Source organism: Streptomyces hypolithicus (assembly GCF_052934925.1).
In genome coordinates, this window is sequence record NZ_CM128811.1 from 4294697 (window position 1) to 4320152 (window position 25456).

Genomic DNA, 25456 nt, shown 5'->3' on the forward strand with positions numbered 1-25456 from the left:
CGGTGACGGACCGGTCTCAAAAAGTCACCGCACGACCCTCGTAGCGGCGACGTGTCGTACGCCACACTGGGTGGCGGTTCCTGAGTGGGGTCGCTCCCGCCGGCCGCCCCGAACCGGCAGCGATCACCTGGAGGTCGCCCCCGTGCAGACCCGGACCCAGACCGCGGCCGAGCCCGCCGTACGCCCCGAGCCGGACGCGCCCCCCGCCGCGCCCACGGGGCCAGAAGTCCGGCCCGAAGTCCTCGTCGAGGACCCGGTGGCGGACGCACCCGAGACGCCGGAGGCGGCCGAGCGGCGTCGCGGGGCGCGCGCCGACACCTCGGGCCCGTCCTCGGACCTGTTCCGCCAGTACCTGCGCGAAATCGGCCGCATCCCGCTGCTGAGCGCCGCCGAGGAGGTCGACCTGGCCTGCCGGGTCGAAGCCGGGCTCTTCGCCGAGGAGCGGCTCCGCGGCCACCCCGACCTGGACTCCCGGCTCGCCGTCGATCTCGACCGGCTGGTCGTGCTGGGCCGGATGGCCAAACGCCGGCTGATCGAGGCGAACCTGCGCCTGGTCGTATCCGTCGCCAAGCGATACGTCGGCCGGGGCCTGACCATGCTGGACCTGGTCCAGGAAGGCAACCTGGGCCTCATCCGCGCGGTGGAGAAGTTCGACTACGCCCGGGGCTACAAGTTCTCGACGTACGCGACCTGGTGGATCCGCCAGGCCATGTCCCGCGCCCTGGCGGACCAGGCCCGCACCATCCGGGTCCCGGTGCACGTCGTGGAGCTGATCAACCGCGTGGTCCGCGTCCAGCGCAGGATGCTCCAGGAACACGGCTACGAACCGACGCCCCAGGAGGTCGCCACCCACCTCGAACTGACCCCGGAGCGGGTGAGCGAGGTCCTGCGCCTCGCCCAGGAGCCGGTGTCGCTGCACGCGCCGGTGGGGGAGGAGGACGACGTCGCACTCGGTGACCTCATCGAGGACGGCGACGCGGCGTCACCCGTCGAGTCGGCGGCCTTCCTGCTCCTGCGCGAACATCTGGAGATGGTGCTCTCGACGCTGGGCGAGCGGGAACGCAAAGTGGTCCAGCTGCGGTACGGCCTCGAGGACGGCCGGCCGCGCACGCTGGAGGAGATAGGCGGCATCTTCGGCGTCACGCGCGAACGCATCCGCCAGATCGAGTCGAAGACGCTCAACAAGCTCCGCGACCACGTGTTCGCGGACCAGCTCCGGGGCTACCTGGACTGACAGCAGCCCCCGAAGCCCCGCGCCCCCCTCGGGGGTGTCTGACAATTCCCCGCGGCGTCGCGACGCCCGGCACGCACGCTCGCAGCGTTGCCGAAAAGCCCCAGTAGCTCCGCTACGAGGACTGTCCGGCGCCTTGCGATCGCACGCACCGGACGCCGCTCCTTGACCCACGGGGAATTGTCAGACACCCCCTAACGCCGTTCGGTCTCAGTCCACTTCCGCCACCGCCTGGGCGAACTGTGCCGCGTACAGCCGCGCATACGCGCCCTCCGCCGCCAACAGCTCGTCATGCGTCCCCTGTTCGACGATCGAGCCGTGTTCCATCACCAGAATCACGTCCGCGTCCCGGATCGTGGACAGCCGGTGCGCGATCACGAAGCTCGTACGCCCATGGGCGAGCCGTGCCATCGCCTTCTGGATCAGTACCTCGGTACGCGTGTCCACCGAGCTCGTCGCCTCGTCGAGGACCAGGATCACCGGATCGGACAGGAACGCCCGCGCGATCGTGATCAGCTGCTTCTCACCCGCGCTGACCCCCGACCCCTCCTCGTCGATCACCGTGTCGTACCCGTCCGGCAGCGTCCGTACGAACCGGTCCGCATGCGCCGCCCGCGCCGCCTCCTCGACCTCCGCGCGCGTGACCCGACGGCCGGCCGCCGCGCCGTAGGCGATGTTGTCGGCGATGGTCCCGCCGAACAGCCACGTGTCCTGGAGTACCATCCCGATGCCCGCACGCAGTTCCTCGCGCGCCACCTTCGCGATGTCGACGCCGTCCAGCGTGATCCGGCCGCCCGTCACCTCGTAGAACCGCATCAGCAGATTCACCAGCGTCGTCTTTCCGGCGCCCGTCGGCCCGACGATCGCCACCGTCTGGCCCGGCTCGACCTTCAGCGACAGGCCGTCGATGAGCGGCTTGTCCGGCTCGTACCGGAACGACACCTCCTCCAGCGCCACCCGCCCCCGACCCTCCGGAAGCGCGAGCCCCCCGCGTGCGGCCCCGACCACCGCATCCACCGCGTCCGGTTCCTGCTCCCGCTCGTCGAGCAGCTCGAAGACCCGCTCGGCCGAAGCCACCCCCGACTGCACCAGGTTCGCCATCGACGCCACCTGCGTCAACGGCATCGAGAACTGCCGCGAGTACTGGATGAACGCCTGTACGTCCCCGATCGACAGCGTCCCCGACGCGACCCGCAGCCCGCCCACGACCGCCACCAGCACGTAGTTCAGGTTGCTCACGAAGAACATCACGGGCTGCATGACACCGCTGTTGAACTGCGCCCGGAACCCGGCCTCGTACAGGGCGTCGTTCTGCTCCCGGAACGCCTCGGCCGACTCCTCCTGGCGCCCGAACACCTTGACCAGGGCGTGCCCGGAGTACATCTCCTCGATGTGCGCGTTCAGCTTCCCGGTGGTCTTCCACTGCCGCACGAACTGCGGCTGCGACCGCTTGCCGATCCTCGCCGCCACCAGCACCGACAGCGGCACGGTCACCAGCGCGACCAGCGCCAGCAGCGGCGAGATCCAGAACATCATCGCCAGCACACCCACGATAGTCAGCAGGGAGTTGATGAGCTGGCCCATCGTCTGCTGCATCGTCTGTGAGATGTTGTCGATGTCGTTCGTGGCCCGGCTCAGAACCTCGCCGCGCTTCTGCCGGTCGAAGTAGCGCAGCGGCAGCCGCGAAAGCTTCGCCTGTACGTCCTCCCGCATCCGGAAAACGGTCCGGTTGATGACCCGGATCGACAGGCGCGTCGAGACCAGCATCAGCAGCCCCGCGCCCACATAGACGGCGAGCACCATCAGCAGTACGTCGCCTACCGCACCGAAGTCGATGCCCTGCCCCGGCACGAAACCCACCCCGGAGAGCATGTCGGCGAGCCCGTCGTCACCCTCCTCGCGCAGCCCCTCGACGACGCCCTCCTTGCTGTCGCCACCCGCCGTCTGCCGGCCCACCACCCCTGCGAACACCAGGTCGGTCGCCCGCCCCAGCATCTTCGGCCCGACCACCGACAGCGCGACGCTCGCCACCCCGGCCGCCAGCATCCACCACAGCGTGACCCGCTCCGGAGCGAACTGCCGCACCAGCCGTTTCCCCGAGCCTTTGAAGTCCATAGACCGCTCGCCGGGACCCGCGCCCGCCGCCGCCATCATGCGTCCACCGTGCCCGCTCATGCCGCCTCAGCCTCCGTCAGCTGGGAGAGCACGATCTCCCGGTACGTCGCATTGCCCGCCATCAGCTCGTGATGGCGTCCCGAGCCCACGATCCGGCCCTCGTCCAGGACCACGATCCGGTCCGCGTCGCGAATCGTCGACACCCGCTGGGCGACGATCACCACCGTCGCCTCGGCCGTCTCCCGCCCCAGCGCGGCCCGTAGCGCCGCGTCGGTCGCGTAGTCGAGCGCCGAGAACGAGTCGTCGAAGAGATAGATCTCCGGCCGCCGCACCAGCGTCCGGGCGATCGCCAGCCGCTGCCGCTGCCCGCCGGATACATTCGTGCCGCCCTGCGCGACCGGCGCGTCCAGCCCGCCGTCCAGCTGCTCCACGAACTCCCGGGCCTGCGCCACTTCGAGCGCGTGCCACAGCTCGTCGTCGGTGGCGTCCGGCTTTCCGTACCGCAGATTCGTAGCCACCGTTCCCGAGAACAGATACGGCGTCTGCGGAACCAGCGACACCGTCCTGGCGATCAGCGCCGGATCGAGCGTGCGCACATCGACCCCGTCCACCAGCACCTGCCCGCCAGTGGCGTCGAACAGCCGCGGTACGAGCCCCAGCAGCGTCGACTTCCCGCTGCCCGTCGAGCCGATGATCGCCGTCGTCTCACCCGCCCCGGCCACCAGGTCGATGTCCATGATCACCGGCTCCTCGGCGCCCGGATAACGGAACTCGGCGCCGCGAAACTCCAGTTGCCCGTGCCGGCGCAGTTCCCGTACCGGATCCGCCGGAGGTACGACGCTCGAAGCGGTCCCCAGCACCTCCTCGATACGCTCGGCGCACACCTCGGCGCGCGGCACCATCATGAACATGAAGGTGGCCATCATCACCGCCATCACGATCTGCATCAGATACGCGAGGAACGCCGTCAGCGCCCCGATCTGCATGGAGCCGCTGTCGATCCGGTGCGCACCGAACCAGACCACGGCGACGCTGGAGACGTTCACGACCGTCATCACGATGGGGAACATCAGGGCCATCAGGCGCCCCGCGGACAACGAGACGTCCGTCATCGCCGTGTTCGCCTCCCTGAACCGGTCCGTCTCGTACGCGTCCCGAACGAACGCCCGGATCACCCGGTTGCCGGTGATCTGCTCGCGGAGCACCTGGTTCACCGTGTCGAGCCGTTTCTGCATGGCCCGGAACAGTGGCCTCATCCGCCGCACGATCAGGCTCACGGCGATCCCGAGCAACGGAACCACCGCCAGCAGCACACCCGACAGCGGCACGTCCTGCCCCAGAGCCATCACGATGCCGCCCACACACATGATCGGCGCCGACACCATCAGCGTGAACGCCATCAGCACCAGCATCTGGACCTGCTGCACGTCATTGGTGGTGCGCGTGATCAGTGACGGGGCCCCGAAGTGCCCGACCTCCCGCGCCGAGAAGCTCTGCACCCGAGCGAACACGGCGGCCCGCACGTCCCGGCCGAGGGCGGCGGCGGTCCGGGCGCCGAAGTGGACGGCGCCGACGTTGCACACCACCTGCACCACGCTGACAGCGATCATGAGAGCGCCGAACTCCAGGATGTATCCGGCGTCCCCCCTCACGACTCCGTTGTCAATGATGTCGGCGTTCAGGGTCGGCAGATACAGCGTGGCGGAGGTCTGGAGCAGCTGTAGCAGGACCAGCACGGCGATGGGTCTCTGGTACGGGCCGAGGTGGGCCCGCAGGAGTCTGATGAGCACGCGGAGTCTCTCGGGGTCTCTAGGAGGTGTCGGCGGCAAGATCGGAGCGCGTCCCATCTTCCGGCACCCGGCCCCGGTAATTCCAAGGGATTACCTCATCGGCGAGTCAAGACTTCCCACCCGCCCCAGCCCGCCGCGGGGTGGCATGCCTCCGGGGCCCCCTCTGGCACCCTCCCCCCTCTGGCACCCCTCACGCGTCGAACGCCCCCGGATGGATCTGGTCCCGCGTCGCCCCGTACTGCTGACGCACCGCCCGTCCCACCGCCAGCTCGTCACCCGGCTCCAGCACCTGCGCCGCCGCGCCCTGCCAGGCCGGCGGGGAGTGCGGGGCCAGCGTGCCCCGCGAGACGCCGAGCGCCCACGCGGCCTGCCGTGCCGCGCCCAGCGCCGCGTAATCGGCGGGCTGCGGCACGACCACCTGCGTACCGAACAGCGACGGCGCGGCCGCCTGCACAGCGGGCAGCTCGGCGGCGGCCCCCAGCAGGAAGACCCGCCGCACCTCCACGCCCCGCTCCCGCAGCACGTCCATCGCGTCGGCAAGCGAGCACAGCATGCCCTCGAAGGCCGCCCGCGCCAGATGCTCGGGCTTCATCGACTCACGCCGCAGCCCGCTCAAGGTCCCGGCGGTGTGCGGCAGTTGCGGCGTGCGCTCGCCCTCCAGATACGGCAGCAGTACGAGCCCGTACGCCCCCGGCGACGACTTCAGCGCCAGGTCCGAAAGCCCCTCCAGGTCCGTCCCCAGCAGGTCCGCGGTCCCACGCAGCGCCCGTACCGCATTGAGCGTGTGCACGACCGGCAAATGCATCCCGGTGGCGTCGGCGAAGGACGTGACGAGCCCGCTCGAATCGGACAGCGCCTCGTGGTGCACCGCCATCACCGACCCGGAGGCCCCGAGCGAGACCACCGCGTCGCCGACCTCCACGCCGAGCCCGAAGGCCGCCGCCATCGTCTCGCCGGTCCCGGCGGAGATCAGCAGCCCTTCAGGGGTGGTCCCCGCGGCGTCGGACGGGCCGAGCACCTCGGGGAGACCGGCCTGATGCCCCAGGGCGAGCTCCACCAGATCGGGCCGGTAGGCCTCCGTCACCGCCGACCAGTAGCCCGTACCCGATGCGGCGCCCCGGTCGGTGGTCCGGCGGGCGGGCCGGCCCAGCAGCTGCCACACCAGCCAGTCGTGCGGCTGCATCAGCGCCGCGGTGCGCCGCGCCGACTCCGGCTCGTGCCGCGCCAACCAGCGCAGCTTCGCCACCGGCTGCGCGGCCTGCGGCACGGACCCGACAGCTTCGGCCCAGGCCCGGCGCCCGCCGAGCGCGTCGACGAGATCGGCGGCCGCGACCTGGGCCCGCTTGTCATTGCCGAGCAGCGCCGGACGTACCACGGAGCCATGCGCGTCCAGCGGAATCAGACCGTGCTGCTGCGCCGATACGCCGATGGCCTGCACACCCTCCAGCAGCCCACCGGCGGCGGCCTCACCCAGCGACAGCAGCCACACCTGTGGATCGGCCTCGCCGGCCTTCGCCTCGACGGAGTGCGGGGCATAACCCTGCCGCAGCACGGCACCCGTATCCGCATCGCACACGACAATGCGCGTAGAACCAGACGAACTGTCCAAGCCGGCGACTATCCCCATACTCAGATTCTGCCGCATCCGGGACGGGGGCCGCGCCCCGGATGCGTCTGCCTCTCCCTGCGCTGCTCTAGGTGTTGGTCGTACCCCACCCGTCCTCGCCGTTGCCGCCGCGCTCGCGCAGGGAGCGGACTCGGTCGCTCACGGAGTGGGGCATCCGGTCTCCGACCTTGTCACTGACGGAGTGGTACGCCTTGCCCGCGATGTCGCGCCCGTTGTGCGCCGCGGACTCGGCGGCGTTGCGCACGGCCGGGTTCTGGGAGATCCGGCGGGCGGACTTCTTCAACTGCTCGTAGCGTTCGCGTCCGGCGCGGGTCCCGATCACGAACCCGAGGGCCAGGCCGGCGATGAATGTGAGCCGGTAGCGCATGCTGCCACCTTCCGTTGCGTCGGCGGTCCCCTGGTGCCGGGGGAAGTTTCGGACCATGGGGCTGTGTTGCTCACCTACCCGGGACGCTCGTGATCACCCCAGGCGATACCGATTGGCGGAGCACCCCCCTGCTTGCGCTAATGTATGTGTCGCAGCGAGCACACGCCCCCCGGGACGCCTCCGGTGGGTACGTTCGGTGCAACGCATCAATCCCCTGTAGCTCAATTGGCAGAGCAGCCGGCTGTTAACCGGCAGGTTACTGGTTCGAGTCCAGTCGGGGGAGCGCGATCCCCTGTAGCTCAATTGGCAGAGCATTCGGCTGTTAACCGGAGGGTTACTGGTTCGAGTCCAGTCGGGGGAGCGGCACGAAAAAGGACCCCTCTGGGGTCCTTTTTCATGTCCCCTGGAACCGGGCAGGCGGCAGCGCAGTCCTCATGGTCAAGCGTTGCCGACCATCCGAGGCAGGAGATCGTATGAGCGGCTATGCTGCGGCAGACGGCGCGCACAAATGTGCGCGACGCGCCGTTAGGGGCGGTAGCTCAGCCGGTTAGAGCAGCGGACTCATAATCCGTCGGCCGTGGGTTCGAGTCCCACCCGCCCCACCACTGAGTGGTGACGCAGAATCGTTCTGACCTGCGAAAACGCAGGAGTGATGGCCCTCGGGGCATCTCCGAGGGCCCTCACTGTAGCCCCGAATCAAGATCAAGTGGCCCGCGAGTCCGAAATTCAACGTGTGTCCGATAGGTCTTGTGTGACTGAAGTGTGATCGCGAATCGATAGTCGTCGCACGTGGTGGATCAGGGCGTACGAGTCTCGGATGAGCCCCGCGATCCAGGTTTGCGCCGATCCTGTTCGCGGGCCGTCGTGTAGTGCTTGTGTGCCTACTTGAGGTCGATCATCCGGACGGGCTGCCCCGTGGTGCGGGCGATTGTTTCGAAGTCGCGGTCGTGGTGTAGCAGTGTCAGTCCGGAATGCTCGGCGACCACGGCCAAGAGGAGGTCGACGGCTCCGGCGCGGCGGTGTTCGCCCTTGGTGGTGAGCTGTTCCTGCACGACACGGGCGCGCCGGTAGATGCCCTCCGGCATGGGGCACCGGGTGAACCGGGCCAGACGCTCCTTGGCTGCAGTGGCAGGCGAAGGACCACACCGGCCGCACCGCCGTCTTCGACCTCAACGACGCCGGTGACCTGGTCAGGACGACGGACACCGAGGGCAAGACCACCCACTTCAGGTATGACGGCTCCGGGCGCCTGACGAAGATCACCACCCCTGAGGGGCGGGTCACGGTCTTCACCTACGACGCGCACAACCGCGTTACCTCGATGCTGCGCGCCACTGCTTTCGACGGTTCCGGCCACACCGGCCCCACGTACACGTACTCCTACACGGCCGAAGACGGGTCGCAGGCCGGTACGACAACGGTCACCGATCCCGAGCAGCACGCCACGAAGTACGAGCACGACGCCGATGGCCAGGTCTCCAAGGTCACCGACGCGCTGGGCCATTCGCGGGCGAAGACGTTCGACGCGAACCGCAACATCGATTCGGCGACCGACGCGATGGGCGTGGGCAGCACCCCGGGCAACGTGGCCGAGTACGGGTGGGACGCCCGGAACAACCCGACCTCCGCGACACTGCCGACCGGCGCATCGTCCTCCATCGGCCGCTACCAGACGATCGCCGGTGCGGACCTGCCGGGCACGATGACCAACGCGGACGGCGAGAAGTCGGACTTCACCTACGACGCGGCCGGCAACACCCAAACCGTCGCGGTGACCGGTACGGGCGGCGGGACACAGACCTTCACCTACAACAAGGCCACCCCGACCTGCCAGGGCTTCGAAGGACAGCGCTGCACCGTCAAGGACGCCCTGGGCAAGGTCACCTCCTTCACCTACGACGCCAAGGGAAACCTCGCCAAGGTCACCCCGCCCGCCCCGCTCGGTGTCACCACGTACACCTATGACGCGCTGGGCCGCCCCGCCACCAGCAAGGACGGCCGCGGCGTCACCACGCGTGTCACCACCGGCTGGTCCTACGACAAAGCCGGAAACGAGACCGCCGGCGCCTCCACCACCACCCAGGCCCGCACCGCCGAGACGTGGTCGGACTACTCTCAGCTCACCTCGCTGACCGCCGGCGCCAAGACGTACGCGGGCCAGTACGGGTCCACCGACCAGAGTGAGCGGATCAAGCTCGGCGACACGTTCTTCCACAACGGGCCGCTCGGCCTGTCGGCGAAGTCAACGGCCGGTGTCGACATGGGATTCAACAGGGAGCCCGGGGGCACCCTGAATTCCATGACGACCGGGGCAAGTCCTACTACTACCTCACCGACGCACTCGGCTCCGTCATCGCCCTCGCAGACGAGGCGGGCACGAAGGTCAACTCGTACTCCTACACCCCCCGCGGTGTCACCCGTGCGGCGACCTCGCAAACCGTGTCCCAGCCCTACCGGTTCGCCGGCGGCTACCAGGACCCCACCGGCCTCTACCACTTCGCGGCCCGCTACTACGACCCCAACATCACCCGCTTCACCTCACCCGACCCGAGCGGCCAGGAGAAGAACCCCTACCTCTACGCCGAAGGCGACCCCGTCAACCGCATCGACCCCACCGGACTTGCCGCGCTGGATGCGCTGGGGCCGATCGGAGATGCTATTACCGGTGTCTCCCACTTGGCTGAAGGGGACACCAAGGCACTGTGGGGAGACGTTGCCGGTGTTATAGCGGGTGGGCTTGCAGGTATCGGCTGCGGAGCGTCGAGCGGGAACACGCATGCCCAACGGGCCAAGAACGCGCAGAAATAATCGCCCCCGGTGGGCAGCTGACGGAGGGGGCCCGGCACAAGACCTCGAGTCCCGCTTCTGCTGGGCAAGGATGGGCACGTCAACGGGCCGCGGTGTGCGCGTCGATCAGTACTGAGCGCAACTGCAGCGCTGCCGCAGGCGCAGACAGGCCGAGGAGCGCCGCAGCTTGCCGGTAGGTGTGGCAGCCGAACAAGACCAGGCCCAGCAACGCTTGTTGCTGCCCCGGGTGTCCCTCCGTGCTCTCTGGCGTTGTTGAACCGTGCGCCCACGCGAGGCTCTGCGGCGGCGCGGTGCGCCGGGCCTCAGTGCATCTGCGCCAGACCTGAGCCGCGAGTCGGCGCCGCAGGACCTCGTCCTTACGATTGCCGCACGTCGCCCACGTCTGAGTCATAGTGGCTACGACTGCTTCAGCGGCGACTTCGCAGTCCTCGCAGATCAGCAGCGCCAATGAGTACAGGGGCCCCGCGTGCCGATCGTAGAACTCTGAGGGGCCGTCCACCGACCGCTGGTCGAGCTGCTGTCCGCAAATCCGCGCAGCGGGCTGGGTCTCACTCAGGACGTCCTAGCCTTGCATACCGTGCACCGTAGTCTCCATCCACCGCGTCCTTAACGTCAGGATCGCCAGGGGCTGGGGCTCCTCGCCACGCTAGACCTCATGGCGGGCGATGGCTACTCACTACGGCACAGGAACCGGCCGTAAACAGGGTGCGACGGGCTGCTTCAGAATCCGGGCGACCGGGGATCAAGACGAGATCCCGAAGAAGGTGCGACCCGCCCGAAGGAGCAAGAGGGCTCGGTCATCGCACTGCCCCACCTCGGGTGCGGAGCCTTTTTTCTCTGTGGAGTTCCAGGAAGTGGCGGTCACCGACGACCCAGTGGTCGACCGGCAGCCAGCCGGTGGCCGCTGCGGTGCACCCCAGCGCCCGGGCCCCGATCCGGGCCCACGGGAAGGATTCGCCGACGTGGCCTCGCCCGTCGTCGAACCATGCGGACAGCCGTTCGTCCACGTCGTCCGCGGCGGCCTCCACGAACAGCCGGCCTCCACGGGGGGACACCAGCGTTCTGATCCGCTCCAGCAGCGCCTGCGGGTCCCCGCCGATCCCGATGTTGCCGTCCATCAGCAGCGCGCTCGTCCACTGGCCCTCCGCCGGAAGCCGGTCGAAGACCGAACGGCACAGAGCGGCGCCTCCGGTGTGCGAGGTCCGCGCGACTGCGGCGCGGCTGACGTCGATGCCGAGCGCGTGGTGGCCCAGGCCTTTCAGAGCGGCGACCAGACGCCCCGGTCCGCACCCGATGTCGAGGACCGCGCCCTTGCAACGGTCAAGGACACTGATGTCGGCCGCGTCCGCCGCCGCACACCAGCGGTCCATCTCCGAGGGCAGACGAGCGCCGTCCGAGCCCCGCAGGAACAACGGGCCTCCTCCGTCCCGCAGCGCGTGAGCGAACGGATCGCCATGCCGGGATTCGGTCTCCGTCGGCTGCTCCTGCGTGGCCATCAGGCATCGACCCTCACCAAGCGGCCGAAGGCCGTCGCGAACCGGCTCTCCGGGGCGGCAGCCGCGACGCTGCGTGCGTCGGCCGCGGTGTCGACGTCACGCAGCACAGGGAGATCCCGTACGGCCAGGCCCGCGTCGGTGAGGCGCCGGTGCTGCACCGCACCTGTGGTCTCCGTGGACATCGGTACGCCGCGCAACAGGCCGGGGTCGGGGTCCGCCAGGCCGAGCGCCCAGAACCCGCCGTCGGCAGCCGGGCCGAACCAAGCGTCGCAGTCCCTCCAGCCGTCCGGCCCGAGTACAGGGGCCAACAGCGAGGCGGTGACCTGGGGTGTGTCCATCCCGATCAGAAGCGCTGGTCCGTCACAGGCCCCGAACGCGGCGGCGAGCCGTTCATCCAGCCCACCCGCACATTGCGGAAGGATCTCGAAGCCGGGCGGCAGCCATGGCCCCGGAGCCCCTTCCAGGGCGAGAATCCGGCGCCGGGCCGGAACGTCGAGCGCCGTTTGCAGAGTGTCGGTGAGGGCCGCCTCCGCGAGCTGGGCGGCCTCCAGGGGCGTGTACGGCGGGGTGAGCCGGGTCTTGACCCGTCCGGGGACCGGCTCCTTCGCGATGACGATCAACGTGGTTTCGTACGGGGAGGGGATCACAGGACCTCCTGCTTCGTCGTCGTCGTGGGCGCTCCTCGGCGCAACACGGAACGCATGTCGTGTACCGCGTGCCAGGTGCCCCGCCAGGTGCTCGTAACCTTCGATCTCCCCGTACGCGGCAGATAGGGCACGTCCATCTCCCGGATGCCCCATCCGGCGCCGGCCGCCCGCAGGCGTACTCCCGTACGCCTGCGCAGCATGAACGCCAGGTCCACGTGCGGCGCAGCTCCGGTGAATCGTTCCATATGAACCGCCCGTTTCTGCAACGAAAGAGACATACCTCCATCGGCGGCGGCAGGGTCCGGGCAGCGCGCTACTGAGTATTCGTTGCTGTGTCCACTACGGATGGGTGAAGGCTGGGTGCCTCTGGCGGACTGCTGCGGAAGCCCTGCTCCTGCGCAAGGGAGCTGTCTCCCACTGGCTCCCCTTCACCCCGTGGCCGGCAATGGCCGCCGCCCTCCTGCCCGCCCGCGACCGACGCGGCTGGGCTGATCGCACAAGCCATCGTCGCGCTGCTCGTCAACCACTTGCTCCTCACGTACTGGTGACGACCACTTCGTCACGACACCTGGCTGAGATTCAAGCCCACGCAATCCCTGCCCGAGGGCGGCCAGCCCTGGGATCGATGGAAAGTTGGGCGTTCATCTGCCGGGGCGGCAGTGTCCCCTTGCGGTCGCGTGTAGCCAGCGCATGTCTCCAGGGACTATTGTGCAAAGCACGCCTCAGCCCCCGGCGAACCTGACGACACGGCCGCAGTGGGGTGAAGATCATGGCGCAGGACACCTTGCATCAGGACGCCTTGAGTGGTGACCGTGCCTGTCCAGCCCCTCCGACAACATTTCGGTCGGTGGACGGCTCCTTTGAGAATCACGAGCGGCACGCGCGTGCCCCGCACTCGACAGCACTTCCGCTCCCCGAGGGAACCGAGGCCCGCCGCCGAAGCCGCCATCGCTGTGGCGAAGGCGTGCGCAACGACCGTCGACGGCCAGGCCGCTACCCAACAGCAGAGGTGATGACGTCGTGACGATACTCGAGCAATCCGCCGGAACGTCCGTACCGCCGAAGGTTGTTCAGCAGTCAGCGCCACCGTCAGCGCAGACCGGGTCGTCCGTGGGCGCACTGCCATGGACCGAGGGCGCGACGCAGATCGCGCCGAAGGATGGCAGGGCACTGTCCAAGCTCCTCTTCCAGCGGCTCCGGGAGCTGCAAGAGGGAACACGCGAGTATCAGTACGCGCGCAACACGTTGATCGAGATGAACCAGTCGCTCGTCCGGTTCGCTGCGAGCCGCTTTCGCAACCGGGGCGGCGGTGAGATGGAGGACATTCTCGACATCGGCACGATCGGCCTTATCAAGGGAATCGACCGGTTCGTTCTATCCGGTGAGGTCGAGTTCACCTCTTTCGGCATCCCGTGCATCCTCGGGGAGCTCGAGCGGTACTTCCCTGACTCCACCGAAACACCCGACGCCGGCGATGACGACAACGACGACGGCCAGGTCAACGAGAGCGGCCGCACCTACGCCGACACCCTCGGCACGTGCGACCCCGCCCTCGAATTCGTTGAGGACTTCCACACCCTCGCTCCCCTCCTGGACCTGCTCGACGACCGCGCACGCCACATCATCGAACTGCGCTTCGGCCAGGAAATGACCCAGTCCCAGATCGGCGAAAAGCTCGGCGTCTCGCAGGTGCACATCTCACGCCTCCTGAAGCGCGCCCTGGATCAGCTCCGCACCGGAATGCTCACCGACCATTAGGCGGGTGCGCGCCGTGGCCTTGGGGGGCTGCGGCAACCACAAAGGAAAGAAGCAGCGCCGTAACCGGCTTTGTCTAGAGGACCGGTTACGGCGCTGCTCTTTTTCGGCGCATGCACCGACCACCGCTCCGGTGGCTGCCGGGATCGTCCGGCTGCCCGCCGGCATTCACAGCGACACCCGCCCAGCACCCCAGCCCCAGCCCACCGCTGACCCGGATACCCTCGACATCAGACGCCGGTGTCCGCGAGGATCTCCGGCTCCTCCGGCCGAGTCGCCCGAGGCCAGGGCCCCGAACCTCAATCGCCGGCCTGCCCGCCCTCAACGAGCCGAGAGAGGTGGCCGTCAGTGATCAGCTCTGGGATGGCCGAGATCCTGCGGCTCCTGCATGGGCAGGCCAAGCCGCGGATCGCCGATGGCTGCGCCGGTATCCTGGGTATGGATCATCTGGCGGTGTCCCTGGCGATCGAGGACCAGATCACGGAGCAGCTGTGGTCCTCAGGGGCGACCAGCGAATCCTTCGAAGACCTGCAGTTCACGCTGGGCGAAGGGCCGGGTCCGGACGCACTGCGCACAGGGCTGCTGGCGCTGGAGCACGACCTGTCCGCGGCGTGGGCGGACCGGTGGCCCGCCCTGCTGCCTGCTATGGCCCACCTGCCGATTCAGGCAGTGTTCTGCTTCCCGCTGTGCCTCGGCGGCATCAAGGTCGGAATTCTCACCGCCCTGCGCTCAACCTCGGGCCCCATGGCGGGACAGGAGGTCGACGACGCCCTGGCCCTGGCCGCCGCGCTTACGCTGCAGTTCCTCGGCGCCGGCTCTCAGCTCGCCTCCTGGGTGGATTCGCAGCCCGACGGTGAACTCCACCGAGCAGTCGTACACCAGGCTACGGGCATGCTCAGTGTGCAGCTCGGGGTTCCGCTCGGCCAGGCGCTGGTACGGCTGCGCGCTTACGCCTATGGCCACGAGAGGTCGATCATTGAAGCGGCCGAGGACATCGTGTCGCGCCGCCTTCGTCTGGACGACGACAGACCCGAACCGCAATCATCAGGAGAGGCGAGGGGATGACATCCATGTCCCGCGAACAGCAAGTGTCAGAGGTCTTCGTGAAGGTGGCGGACTCCCTGATCGACGACTTCGACCTCATTGAGTTCCTGGAGCAGCTGTGTGCGCACTGCGTCACTGTCTTCGGTGTTTCCGCCGCCGGCATCCTCCTGGGCAACGAGAAGGAGACCCTGCACACCATCGCGGCCTCCGACGAAACCACGCATCTGCTTGAGCTCTTCGCTCTCCAGCACGATCAGGGCCCCTGCCTGGAGTGCTACCGCACCGGCACCGCACGCATCAACATCGACCTCGGTGACCCTGCCGCCACGAGCGCCTGGCCCGCCTTCGCCACCCGCGCCCTGAGCAGCGGATTCCACACCAGTCACACCTTTCCCCTGCGTCTGCGCGACCGCGCCGTGGGTGCGATGAACCTCTTCCATGCCAGTCAGCAGCCAATGAGCCCACAGGATGCCTCACTCGCGCAGGCCTTCGCCGACGTCGCCACCATCGCCCTCCTGCAACAGCGCGACCTTGACCAGGAACAGGCAGAGAGAGCCCAATTGCAGCGAGCTCTGACCAGCCGCATCGTCATCGAACAGGCCAAGGGAATCCTCGCGGAGCGCTGGAACGTCGACCCCGACGTTGCGTTCGCCGCCCTGCGTACTTATGCCCGCGCTCATCAGCTGCGCATCTCCGACTGCGCCCGCCAGATCATCGACCAGACCCTCGACACCCATGACATCCCCCGGCCCGCCCCAACCCCAACTGCCGGCAGCTGATGCCAGGTTGGGTCAACCGTCGGTCACCAGGATCACGGGGCTGGATGCGGACGGAGGGGATGAGGGCAGCCCTTCCCCGTGGGCTCAGCGCTCCGGCAGATGGAGATGGCCGCCCAGTGCCCGACCGGTCGGCGAGGTCGGCGGGCGCAGGCCGGGCGGGAGGCCGGCGGCGGCGCGCAGCGCGTGAGCCTCGCGGCGCGACCGGCGGGCGCCGTTCGGCTCGTCGCCCGAACCGATCGCGGCCAGCACGTCGAGGGTGCGGGCGGTCCAGTACTGCGCCGCGCATTCGCCACTCGGGTAGTCCGCTGCGCGGGATGCCTGACCGCGTACGGCCGCTTCGGCGAACCCTTCGGTGAAGCCCTCACCCTTCGGTCCCTGGCCGGTCTCCACCTGCACGCCGGCCGGGAGGGCGCCGCGGCACGGGCGGCACGCCAGTCGTTGGCGATCTGGCGGCGGCGGCCAGTGCGCGCTCGTGCGTCTCACGCCAGTCGTCGAAGTGGGGAAACCGGGTCGCCGAAGTCCACGCCCTGCAATGGCTCGGCCACCTCACCGACATATCCGGCGACGCGGAACAGGCCGAGCGCATCCTGCTGGAAGGGCGCGGCGAGGCGCAATGCGGTACCGGCCTCCGCCTGGTGCACGAGTGCGCACAGGGTGGTGCGCTCGGTGTCGAGCCAGCGGTAGGCGAACAGGTCGTCGGCCCGCGTATCGCGCTGTATAGCTCCCGGGTGCAGGCTGGAGGGGAGGGAGTTTTTTCCCTGCCTCCCTCAGTGCCCTCCCTGCCACCCTTGGGTGAGACATCCCGTTATGCCGGGTTAGTCTGAGAGGGTGCGAACAGGAGTACCACCCCCATGACCAGTACGAACCCCGCTGCCGACCCGGCCCCGAAGCCGAAGCGCCGTACCTTCTCGCCCGAGTACAAGGTGCGGATGGTCACCGAATACGACGCCGCCGAGGCACCTGGTGAGCGCGGTGCGATCCTGCGCCGCGAGCGGCTGTACCACTCGCACATCCAGGAGTGGCGCCAGGCCCGGGACGCCGGCGCCCTGGAGAAGCTCGTCGACCGGCGGACCAGCCCGGCCCGGCCCAAGAAGTCCGCGGACGCGGTCGAGAACGACCGGCTACGCCGCAAGATCGCCCGACTGGAGAAGGAGGTGGAAAAGCGCGACGCCGCGCTGGAAGTGCTGGGAAAAGCACACAAGCTCTTGGAAATGATCTCCGAGAGCGCGGACTGAAACACGCCGTCGAACCCCAGCTCGCCCAGGCCGTCGACGCGCTGAAAGGCTACGTCGGCATCGTGGCGGCCTGCCGGCTGACCGGACGCTCGCGCGCCACCCACCACCGGTTCCTGCACCCGGCCGAGCCGAAGCCGAAACAGCCCCGCCCCACTCCGGTATCTGCCCTGAGCGCCGAAGAACGCGATCGTGTCCTGCGGCTGATGAACAGCGCCCCCTACGCCGAACTGGCCCCGGCCCAGATCTGGGCGCGTGAACTGGACGCCGGCCGCTACCACTGCTCGGTCCGCACCATGTACCGAATCCTTCAGCAGTTCGGGCAGAGCGGCGAACGCCGCCGCCAGGCCGCCCACCCGGCCAAGACCGTCCCCGAACTCGTCGCAACCGCACCCTCGCAGGTCTTGACCTGGGACATCACCAAGCTGGCCGGGCCCGGGAAGGGCGTCTGGTATCACGCCTACGTGATCATTGACATCTTCAGCCGGTACATCGTCGGCCACACCGTCGAGATAGCCGAATCGGCCGACCGGGCCGAGGAGTTGATCCGCGAGACCATCGAACGCGGCGGCATCGTGCCCGAGACCGTCCACGCGGACCGCGGCACCTCGATGACCTCCAAGAAGGTCTCCCAACTACTGATCGACCTCGGCGTCACCCGCAGTCACTCGCGCCCCAAAGTCAGCAACGACAACCCCTACATCGAGTCGTACTTCCGCACCACGAAGTACACCTCCGACTATCCCGAACGGTTCGACTCCCTCACCCACGCCCGCGACTGGTTCGACGCCTTCATCGCGTACTACAACCACGAGCATCGGCACTCCGGGATCGGCTACCACACGCCCGCCTCCGCCCACTTCGGCACCGCCGAGCAGGTCCGCGACCAGCGAGCCGTCACCCTCACCGAGGCATACGACAAACACCCCGAACGCTTCGCCCGCCGCCCCAGACCACCCGAGATACCTCAGAAAGCGTGGATCAACGACCCCGCAAAACGCAGGGAACCCGAACCACAAGCCTCATAGCCACACAAACGTCTCATTTGACTTGACACGCACCGGTGGGTGAGCCGGGAGGAGCAGCTATGACGGCAACGACGCGGAAGGACACTCCTGTCGCCATCGAAGGTGACGGGGTGGAGCTGCGTGTTCAGGACGTCGGCGGAGACATGTCCGTTGCCTTTGTGCGGTTTCCCGAGGGCACCGACATGGGGCCGGCTCTTAAGGGTCTGGCCGGTGACCTCTGTCCGTGCCCGCACTGGGGCTACCTCTTCAAGGGACGGCTGAAGATGCGGACGCCGGATGGCGACGAGCTCTACGAAGCGGGTGAGGCCTTCTACTGGCCGCCCGGCCACGCCCCGGTGGCGCTCGAAGACTGCGAGTACATCGACTTCTCGCCGACCAAGGACTTCAACGAGGTTATCGAGCACATCAAGGCGCAGGGAGGATGACGGGCGTCCCGCCAGTGCCGGTCGGCCCAATGGGCGGGGCCATACGGGCCGACCCTGGCCGTGACATGGTGACATGGGCCCGAGCCACCAGGCCAACACCGCTCGCCCTCAATTGACCCCAAGCTCGTTAGGCATGTACATCATGTACTCGCAGATGGGGGATGGGGTGGGTGGCGTATCCGTTACCCAGATAGGCGCCGATTCCGGCGTCCCGATTCCTCGGTCATTCGACCCGACGCGTGCGCAGCCATGGACGGCAGGTTCTGAGGCGCGTACCGCGTGGCCCGCGCCGGGGTCGTCGAGCAGTCCGGTTCCCTCGCCCTGGTCTGCCGTTGAGCGGCATCGCGTTGGGCGCGGGGTTGCTCGTGGCTGAGGAGTGGCGGTTCGGGTGGCGCCGCAGGGCAGGGGCACCGCTTACTTCGTGCCAACCGCAGCCTCACCCCCTTCACTAAAGGTGTAGACCAATGCTAGAACAGGGGCGTCGCACAGAACGAGCAGGTGCATACACGGAGTGACGTTGAGGAGATCCATGGACTTCCCCCAAGGCCGGTCCCGCAGCGGGTTCCCCCGCTACGCCGAGGTTGCCGACGCCGTCCAGGCCGACATCGAAACCGGCCGCATTGCCACCGGCGCACGCCTCCCCGCCGAGCGGGACCTGGCGCGTCAGCACGGTGTCAACCGACAAACCGTCCGCGAGTCACTGCGCCTGCTGCGGGAAAAGGGGCTGGTGAGCACGGACAGGAGAGGCACTGTGGTCAGGAATGACAGGAGTGATAGGGGTGACAGGAGTGATCACGCGCGCGGACGCTCGTTCCACGCAGCCACAGAGCTCCTGTTTCCCCTCGGTGCTCTCACCGCTGAACCCGGCAGCCGCAGCACCACCAGTCTCGGCTGGGAAGCCGTACCCGACTCGTACGCCACACAGCTGGGGATCCCGCCGAAGGCTCGCACCCTGGTCCACCAGTACACGGCCACTTCGCCGGCAGGCGTCGTCACCTTGTCCGCGACCAGCTACCTGTCCCACACCGCGATCACCCAAGTCCCGCTCCTGGCCCGGTACCGGCGTCATCTGCCGCATCACAGTCGCAGCGACCTCAGGCGCCTCTACCAGTGGATGGTGGATTCCGGACTGACTCTGGAGCATTACGAGACCCTGACCCTCGCCCCCGGGACGGGAGCAGAGCACTCCGGCTTGCGTCTGCTGACCCATCGGCAGGTACGCGATCAGCACCACCGCACCCTGGAACTCACGCGGCTCACCCACACGCCCTCCCACAGCGGCGTCACCTACCGATTCACCGCCCCCGCGCAACCCGCCCCCCGCCCGGCGTGAGCCGTCAGCCGGGGCGCCTGGCCGCCGGGCTCAGCGCTCCGGCAGATGGAGATGGCCGCCCAGCGCCCGACCGGTCGGCGAGGTCGGCGGGCGCAGGCCGGGCGGGAGGCCGGCGGCGGCGCGCAGCGCGTGAGCCTCGCGGCGCGACCGGCGGGCGCCGTTCGGCTCGTCGCCCGAACCGATCGCGGCCAGCACGTCGAGGGTGCGGGCGGTCCAGTACGGGGAGTCGAGCCGCCGCCAGATCGCCAACGACTGGCGGGCCGCCCGTGCCGCGGCGCCCTCTGTGGACGATCACGTAATTCCCCGGGCTCAGCGTCACGTAATTCCCCAGGTCCTGGCCTCGTCCATGTCTACTTGATCGAGGGCTTGTTTGTCTTGTCGGTGACGCCTGCGCGGGGCCGCTTGTTGGGGCGGTAGCTGGGACCGTTCATGATCACCTGATGGCTGGTGTTGATGAGCCGGTCCAGGAGGGACTCGGCGACGACGGGGTTGGGGAAGAGCGGATACCAGTCGCTCGGCGCCCTGTTGCTGGTCAGGATCAGCGACCGGCCCTGCCGCTCGGAGACCAGCTCGTAGAGGTCGTCGGCCTGGGCCGCGGTCAGCTGGCGCATCGCGAAGTCGTCCAGGATGAGCACGTCGGGCCGTACCAGTTCGCGCAGTCGGCGGTCCCAGGTGCGGTCCGCGTGGCCGCCGGCCAGGTCGGCCAGAACCCGGCTGGTCTTGGCGAAGCGGACGTTGGCGCCCTGGCGGATCGCCATATGTCCGAGTGCCTGGGCGACGTGTGTCTTCCCAACGCCGACCGGCCCGAACAAAATTACGGACTCGCCGGTGTGCAGCCAGCGCAGTGCCGCAAGGTCGCGGACCTGGGCCGCGGGTATCTTCGGGGAGGCCGCGAAGTCGAACTCCTCCAAGGTGACCTGCTGCTCGAACTTCGCCCGGGTCAGGCGCCGTTGGAAGGCGACGGTCTCCCGGCGGGTGATCTCGTCCTGGCAGAGGATCTGGAGGAACTCCAGGTGGCCGAGCTCGCCGCCGTGGGCCTGCGAGAGGCGGGCGTCGAGAGTTTCCAGCATGCCCGAGAGCTTCAGCGCGCGAAGCGCGTCCCGCAGGGCGGTGTCCATGATGCTCATCACGCCACTCCTTCTTCGTGACGGTGGTCATCACGGTCGTCGTTCGTCATGTCGGGGGGTGTCGCGGTCGCGAAGAGCCGCTGAGGTCCGTGCAGGAAGGCGGCGGCTCCGCCATCGCCGGAGGATTCGGGGGCCGGCTCGGTCTCGGTGCCGGCGACGAGGATGCCCTTGATCGTGCGATAGGACGGGTCGCCGACCAGGGTCGCCTTGGCGCAGGCGGCCTCCAGCCTGCCCTCGCCGTACTTCTTGCGCAGGCCGAGGATCCCCTGGGCGGCGCGGAGCCGATAGAGCGCGTTGACCTCCAGCAGCCCATCGACCACCTCGCGGCAGGCCGTGCCGACCTGCGCGGACTGGGTCCGGCACCAGGTCGGGGTCCGCATGTGGAAAGCGATCTTCTCCGGCGGGTAGTCGCTGGCATGGGTGCGCTTGCCCTGCTCAAGTGCCCCGTGGGTCTTGACCAGTTCGCCGTCGTGGAAGACCTGCACGAAGGTCGCGGTCGAGCGGACGTCGACCCGCTTGCCCATCAGTTTCCACGGCACCGAGTAGAGGGTGCGGCCGGCCTTGATGTGAATGTCCGGGCCGACGGTGGCCGTCGACCACTTCGCGAGCACGAACGGGGTCTTCGGCAGCGGCAGCAGCGTGGACGCCTCGACGGCCTCGAAAACCGAGGCCGGGGCGGCCCCGCCCAGCGGGCGGCACTGCCGCTGACCGGCGACTTCGGTGCACCACCGGATGGCCTCGGCCTGCATCTGCTCGAGCGAGAAGAACTCCCGGCCCCGCCACCAGGAATCACGTATATAGGGCATAGGGCGCTCGACGCGCGGTTTATCTTTTGGCTTCAGAGCGCGGGCTGGATCTACCAACGCACCGTAATGGGCCGCGAGTTCGGCATACGCTTTGTTGATTTTAGGGTCGTAGAGGTCGGGCTTGTCCACCCCGGTCTTCAGGTTGTCGGGCACCAGCCGCTGCGGGACGCCGCCGAAGAATCTGAAGGCTTCGACGTGGGATTCGGTCCAGGAGTGCTGGTCCAGGTGGATCACCGGGCGGACGAACATGTGCCGCGAGCACGGCAGCACCATCACGAACGCCCAGATCCGGTGCCGCTTCCCGCTCCGCGGGTTGATCCACTGGCCAAGGAAGCCGTAGTCGATCTGAGCCTCCAGCCCCGGCTCGATCTCGTCGCGCAGGACGATATCCACCGCCGAAGCGACGACACCGAAACCACCAACTCGTTCTCGTCCCGCAGCCGTTGGTGGATCGTGGCGACGGTCACCGTCCCCAGCAGGCTCTTGATGTAATCACGGTGCTTGTCGATCTCGGGCCAGGTCACCTGCCGCAACCGGGCATCGGCGAGCTCGGGGAACCAGCCCTTGATCAGAGAGGCCCAGTCCTCCGCGGCCATCGCCGCCCCGCCCGGGGCCATCCCGGCGGCCTCCGCCGGGGCCAGGTACTTCCTGATCGTCTTGCGGTCCAGTCCCAGCGACGCGGCCAGCTCGCTCTTGGAGCGGCCCGCGTACCAGTGGACATAGATCTCGGTCACATCGACCACGTTGAACGTTCTCCTTGCCATCGTGCGCTTCCCTCGACCTCGAACCACTGATCGAGGAAGCGTCCGTCATCTCGACGGCCAGGACCACTACCCGCTGCGTCCGTCGTCCCCATGGGGAATTACGTGACCGCGGGGGTGGGGAATTACGTGACGCGGAACCCGCCTCACCTGGGGAATTTCGTGATCGCTCACACCCTCCCGGCCGGCGTGCAGGTGGAGATCGGCCAGGGACCGAAGGGTGAGGGCTTCACCGAAGGGTTCGCCGAAGCGGCCGTACGCGGTCAGGCATTCCAGCAGCATGCGCTCGGCCTGTTCCGCGTCGCCGGATACGTCGGTGAGGTGGCCGAGCCATTGCAGGGCGTGGACTTCGGCGACCCGGTTTCCCCGCTCCGCGGCCAGCCGGCGGGCGAGTTCCAGCCGGGCCCGGGCGGGGGCGAGCCGGGCGGCGGCAAGGTCGGCCAGACCGAGACAGCGCTGCGCCGCGCATTCGCCACTCGGGTAGTCCGCTGCGCGGGAGAGCTCCAGCGAGCGCTCGAACGCGTGGTGCGCTGCGGCGGTCGCTCCCAGCTCCAGGTATACGGTGCCGAGCGCGCATCGGGCGTACGCCTGCGCACGCGCGTTGCCGGTGGCCTGGGCGCTGCCGATGCTCCGTTCCAGGCAGGCGATCGCCTCGCCGTACCGGCCACGGAGCCGTAGCAGGACACCGAGGCCGGCCGCGGCCGCGGATTCACCGGGCTCGGGCCGGTCGCCCGACGCGTACGCGTGCAGGGACCGTTGGAAGGATTCGATGGCTTCGGTGTAGCGATCCTGGACGGTGTCCAGTTCGCCGAGTCCGCGCAGGATGACGGCCTGTCCGAGCCGGTCTCCGGCCTCGCGGGCGGCAGCCAGTGCGCGCTCGTGCGTCTCACGCCAGTCGTCGAAGTGGGCGCCCGACTCGAAGTAGCCGACGAGGGCGCCGGCGAGGCGCCAGGCCGTACCGGCCTCCGCCTGGTGCACGAGTGCGCACAGGGTGGTGCGCTCGGTATCGAGCCAGCCCTGCGGCCGAGCGAGCAGCCGTTCCGCGTCCGGGGGCCGCCACCGTGGTTCGGGGGTGGGAACGGCGCCGGCGAAGCCGGAGGAGAGCGCCAGGTCCGCGCGCTGCGCGAGGGCCAGATAGGCCTCGCACACCCGGGCGAGCGCCGCGGCGCTCACGTCCGGCGGTGTATGGGCGGCGGCCCGCTCGCTCGCGTAGAGCCGTACGAGGTCGTGCATGCCGAAGCGTGGCTCGCCCTCGTCGTCGAGGGCCGCGACCTCCAGCAGTCGGCTGTCTACGAGTGTGTCGAGGACGCGTGCCGCTTCACCGGTCCCGGAGTCCAGCAGGGCGCCCAGGACCCACCCGGGTATCGACCGCGGGGCGAGCAGGCCCAGCAGCTCGAACGCGCGTTGGGCGCGCGGGTCCAGAGCCTCGTAGCTCAGTGAGACGCTGGTACGCACCTCTAGGTCTCCGGCGACCAGCTCGTCGAGGCGGCGGCGCTCGTCGGCGAGCGCGTCGGCGAGCCGGACCGCCGAGAGGTGGGGGCGGGTGGCCAGCCGTGCGCCGGCGATGCGCAGGGCCAGCGGCAGATTTCCGCACAGGCGAGCGATGCGCCCGGCGGCGGCTGGAGTGTCCCGCGTACGCCGTTCGCCGGACGCGCGGGCCAGCAGGGTGAGGGCCTGGTCGTCGGTGAGGAGATCCAGGTCGACGCGGAGCGCACCCTCCAGGCCCGCGAGTCCACCGCGACTGGTGATGAGAACCGCGCTGTCCCCAGAGCCGGGCAGCAGGGGGCGCAGTTGGCGTTCGTCGGTGGCGTTGTCCAGGACGACCAGGACGCGCCGTCCCGCGAGTTCCGCGCGGTAGCGCCTGGCTCGGTCCTCCAGCCCCCGGGGGACGGCCGGCCCGGTCACGCCGAGGGTGGCCAGCAACGAGGTGAGGGCGTCGGCCGGTTCGGCCGGGCGCTGCGCGGAGGTGCGCAGGTCGACGTGCAACAGGCCGTCGGGAAACGCCTCGCCCAGGCGGTGTGCGGCGTGCACGGCGAAGCTGCTCTTGCCGACACCGGCCACCCCGGTGACGATGACGGTTCGGGGGGCGCGGTCTCCTGGCCGGGCCAGCAGGTCCAGTACCCGTGCCAGATGGTCGTCTCGGCCAACGAAGTCCGTTACCGCTGCGGGAAGTTGGCGGGTTGGCGGCCGGTCGTCGGGGTGTCCGGCTCCGCCCAGTACGACCCGGCGGGCGTCCCGCAGTTCGGGTCCCGGCTCGACGCCGAGTTCGTCCAGGAGCAGACGCCGGGCGGACCCGTACGCGTGCAGGGCGTCCGAGTGGCGTCCCGCCCCGTGCAGAGCGAGTACCAGCCGTGCCCACAGGCACTCCCGAAGCGGCTGCTCGGCCAGCAGGGAACTCAGCTCGGCGGCCAGTTCGCGGTGCATGCCGGCGGCCAGTCTGGCGTCGGCGAGATCCTGCCAGGCCGCGAGACGGCACTCCTCCAGTCGTGAGGTCTCGGCCTGCACGGACGGAGTGCTCGGTACGTCGGCCAGCGCGCGTCCCCGCCACAGCGCCTGCGCCTCGGTCAGCGCCTCGACGGCCCGATCCGGCCGGCCTTCGGCGAGGGCGGTCCGCCCGGCGAGGGCAAGTACGGAGAAGTGCTCTACGTCCAGCTCGTCGGGGTGGACGGTCAGTTCGTAGCCGGTCGGCCGGGTGAGTAAGGACCCCTGGCCGGTGCCGAGGCTGCGCCGCAGCCGATGGACGTACACCTGCAGGGACTTCGCCGCGGTGTCCGGTACGTGATCTCCCCAGAGTTCCCAGATGAGCGCCTCGGCGGAGACGAAGTGGTTGGCGTTGATGAGCAGGCAGCCCAGCACGGCGCGTTGCTTCGCCGCGGTCGGCGCGGACCACTGGGTGCCGTTGTGGACATCGAGCCGGCCAAGGATCCGATAACGCATCTCACCGTCCCTGGGAGGTGTCCGCGGGGTGTCCGGTCGTGGTCCGGCGCCACCATCCAGCGAGCGATGCGTACATGTCAAGGCCGCCGCAACCGGCGCGCAACCGGCGCGCTTCCTCGGTCCCGTACACACGGGGCTGGACCGACCT

At 68.9% G+C, this 25456-nt stretch carries 19 protein-coding genes, 3 tRNA genes and 4 pseudogenes; 12 read left to right on the forward strand and 14 right to left on the reverse strand.

Going from position 1 to position 25456, the window contains the following annotated elements; genetic code table 11:
- Positions 1-70 precede the first annotated feature (70 nt).
- Positions 71-1234: an RNA polymerase sigma factor gene (locus ACU6WZ_RS20265; RefSeq protein WP_447029513.1), complete on the forward strand. Its 1164-nt coding sequence runs from the start codon at positions 71-73 to the stop codon at positions 1232-1234.
- 207 nt (positions 1235-1441) lie between these two features.
- Here ACU6WZ_RS20265 and ACU6WZ_RS20270 read toward each other — a convergent pair whose 3' ends face one another.
- The 4 genes from ACU6WZ_RS20270 to ACU6WZ_RS20285 all read right to left on the reverse strand — a co-directional run bounded on the left by ACU6WZ_RS20270 (position 1442) and on the right by ACU6WZ_RS20285 (position 7130).
- Positions 1442-3406, reverse strand: a complete 1965-nt coding sequence (locus ACU6WZ_RS20270) for an ABC transporter ATP-binding protein (protein ID WP_447029514.1) — start codon at positions 3404-3406, stop codon at positions 1442-1444.
- Positions 3403-5136 (reverse strand): ABC transporter ATP-binding protein, encoded by a 1734-nt coding sequence (locus ACU6WZ_RS20275; RefSeq protein ID WP_447029515.1) that lies wholly within the window; start codon positions 5134-5136, stop codon positions 3403-3405. Before ACU6WZ_RS20275 ends, ACU6WZ_RS20270 begins: the two co-directional genes overlap by 4 nt.
- A gap of 190 nt (positions 5137-5326) precedes the next feature.
- Entirely contained in the window at positions 5327-6763 is a 1437-nt protein-coding gene (locus ACU6WZ_RS20280) for an FGGY family carbohydrate kinase (RefSeq protein WP_447029516.1), read from the reverse strand.
- 67 nt (positions 6764-6830) lie between these two features.
- Positions 6831-7130, reverse strand: a complete 300-nt coding sequence (locus tag ACU6WZ_RS20285; protein WP_447029517.1) for a YtxH domain-containing protein — start codon at positions 7128-7130, stop codon at positions 6831-6833.
- A 210-nt stretch (positions 7131-7340) separates the two neighbouring features.
- Between ACU6WZ_RS20285 and ACU6WZ_RS20290 the strand changes: the two genes are divergently transcribed.
- The 3 genes from ACU6WZ_RS20290 to ACU6WZ_RS20300 all read left to right on the forward strand — a co-directional run bounded on the left by ACU6WZ_RS20290 (position 7341) and on the right by ACU6WZ_RS20300 (position 7735).
- A tRNA-Asn gene (locus ACU6WZ_RS20290) sits at positions 7341-7413 on the forward strand.
- A gap of 5 nt (positions 7414-7418) precedes the next feature.
- Positions 7419-7491, forward strand: a tRNA-Asn gene (locus ACU6WZ_RS20295).
- Positions 7492-7658: 167 nt separating this feature from the next.
- A tRNA-Ile gene (locus tag ACU6WZ_RS20300) sits at positions 7659-7735 on the forward strand.
- Between the two features lie 276 nt (positions 7736-8011).
- Here the strand turns inward: ACU6WZ_RS20300 and ACU6WZ_RS20305 are convergent.
- A pseudogene (locus ACU6WZ_RS20305) lies at positions 8012-8242 on the reverse strand (PIN domain-containing protein); the annotation flags it as partial.
- 11 nt (positions 8243-8253) lie between these two features.
- On the opposite strand from ACU6WZ_RS20305, the pseudogene ACU6WZ_RS20310 reads away from it, so the two are divergent.
- Positions 8254-9938: pseudogene (locus ACU6WZ_RS20310) on the forward strand (RHS repeat-associated core domain-containing protein); the annotation flags it as partial.
- A gap of 797 nt (positions 9939-10735) precedes the next feature.
- Here ACU6WZ_RS20310 and ACU6WZ_RS20315 read toward each other — a convergent pair.
- The 3 genes and pseudogenes from ACU6WZ_RS20315 to ACU6WZ_RS20325 form a co-directional block, all read right to left on the reverse strand.
- Complete coding sequence (locus tag ACU6WZ_RS20315) at positions 10736-11434, reverse strand: class I SAM-dependent methyltransferase (protein WP_447029518.1); 699 nt, start codon at positions 11432-11434, stop codon at positions 10736-10738.
- Positions 11434-12078, reverse strand: a complete 645-nt coding sequence (locus ACU6WZ_RS20320) for a TIGR04282 family arsenosugar biosynthesis glycosyltransferase (protein ID WP_447034153.1) — start codon at positions 12076-12078, stop codon at positions 11434-11436. Before ACU6WZ_RS20320 ends, ACU6WZ_RS20315 begins: the two co-directional genes overlap by 1 nt.
- Positions 12078-12305, reverse strand: a pseudogene (locus ACU6WZ_RS20325) (hypothetical protein); the annotation flags it as partial. The gene ACU6WZ_RS20320 and the pseudogene ACU6WZ_RS20325, both read right to left, overlap by 1 nt.
- 796 nt (positions 12306-13101) lie before the next feature.
- Here ACU6WZ_RS20325 and ACU6WZ_RS20330 point away from each other — a divergent pair.
- The 3 genes from ACU6WZ_RS20330 to ACU6WZ_RS20340 all read left to right on the forward strand — a co-directional run bounded on the left by ACU6WZ_RS20330 (position 13102) and on the right by ACU6WZ_RS20340 (position 15659).
- The gene (locus tag ACU6WZ_RS20330; protein WP_447029520.1) at positions 13102-13839 is read left to right on the forward strand and encodes a sigma-70 family RNA polymerase sigma factor; all 738 of its coding nucleotides are present in this window, start codon (positions 13102-13104) and stop codon (positions 13837-13839) included.
- 345 nt (positions 13840-14184) lie between these two features.
- Positions 14185-14901, forward strand: a complete 717-nt coding sequence (locus tag ACU6WZ_RS20335; protein ID WP_447029521.1) for an ANTAR domain-containing protein — start codon at positions 14185-14187, stop codon at positions 14899-14901.
- Positions 14898-15659 carry an ANTAR domain-containing protein gene (locus tag ACU6WZ_RS20340; protein WP_447029523.1) on the forward strand — a complete coding sequence of 254 codons (762 nt, stop codon included), beginning with the start codon at positions 14898-14900 and terminating at the stop codon, positions 15657-15659. Before ACU6WZ_RS20335 ends, ACU6WZ_RS20340 begins: the two co-directional genes overlap by 4 nt.
- An 84-nt stretch (positions 15660-15743) precedes the next feature.
- Here ACU6WZ_RS20340 and ACU6WZ_RS20345 read toward each other — a convergent pair whose 3' ends face one another.
- Positions 15744-16055 (reverse strand): hypothetical protein, encoded by a 312-nt coding sequence (locus tag ACU6WZ_RS20345; RefSeq protein ID WP_447029525.1) that lies wholly within the window; start codon positions 16053-16055, stop codon positions 15744-15746.
- A gap of 83 nt (positions 16056-16138) precedes the next feature.
- Positions 16139-16300, reverse strand: a complete 162-nt coding sequence (locus ACU6WZ_RS20350) for a hypothetical protein (protein WP_447029526.1) — start codon at positions 16298-16300, stop codon at positions 16139-16141.
- Between the two features lie 210 nt (positions 16301-16510).
- On the opposite strand from ACU6WZ_RS20350, the gene ACU6WZ_RS20355 reads away from it, so the two are divergent.
- From ACU6WZ_RS20355 to ACU6WZ_RS20370, 4 genes are all read left to right on the forward strand, one after another.
- On the forward strand, positions 16511-16894 hold the full coding sequence (locus tag ACU6WZ_RS20355) for a hypothetical protein (protein ID WP_434593092.1): 384 nt from the start codon (positions 16511-16513) through the stop codon (positions 16892-16894).
- 62 nt (positions 16895-16956) lie between these two features.
- The gene (locus ACU6WZ_RS20360) at positions 16957-17919 is read left to right on the forward strand and encodes an IS3 family transposase (protein WP_447029527.1); all 963 of its coding nucleotides are present in this window, start codon (positions 16957-16959) and stop codon (positions 17917-17919) included.
- A gap of 59 nt (positions 17920-17978) precedes the next feature.
- Entirely contained in the window at positions 17979-18344 is a 366-nt protein-coding gene (locus ACU6WZ_RS20365) for a cupin domain-containing protein (protein ID WP_447029528.1), read from the forward strand.
- Between the two features lie 529 nt (positions 18345-18873).
- On the forward strand, positions 18874-19677 hold the full coding sequence (locus ACU6WZ_RS20370) for a GntR family transcriptional regulator (RefSeq protein ID WP_447029529.1): 804 nt from the start codon (positions 18874-18876) through the stop codon (positions 19675-19677).
- Between the two features lie 30 nt (positions 19678-19707).
- Here the strand turns inward: ACU6WZ_RS20370 and ACU6WZ_RS20375 are convergent, their stop codons facing one another.
- From ACU6WZ_RS20375 to ACU6WZ_RS20390, 4 genes and pseudogenes are all read right to left on the reverse strand, one after another.
- On the reverse strand, positions 19708-19926 hold the full coding sequence (locus ACU6WZ_RS20375) for a hypothetical protein (protein WP_447029530.1): 219 nt from the start codon (positions 19924-19926) through the stop codon (positions 19708-19710).
- 101 nt (positions 19927-20027) lie between these two features.
- Positions 20028-20804 carry an IS21-like element helper ATPase IstB gene (istB, locus tag ACU6WZ_RS20380; RefSeq protein ID WP_447028588.1) on the reverse strand — a complete coding sequence of 259 codons (777 nt, stop codon included), beginning with the start codon at positions 20802-20804 and terminating at the stop codon, positions 20028-20030.
- Positions 20804-22353, reverse strand: a pseudogene (gene istA / locus ACU6WZ_RS20385) (IS21 family transposase). Before istA ends, istB begins: the two are co-directional and overlap by 1 nt.
- Positions 22354-22440: 87 nt before the next feature.
- Complete coding sequence (locus ACU6WZ_RS20390; RefSeq protein ID WP_447029531.1) at positions 22441-25308, reverse strand: AfsR/SARP family transcriptional regulator; 2868 nt, start codon at positions 25306-25308, stop codon at positions 22441-22443.
- Between the last annotated feature and the right edge of the window lie 148 nt (positions 25309-25456).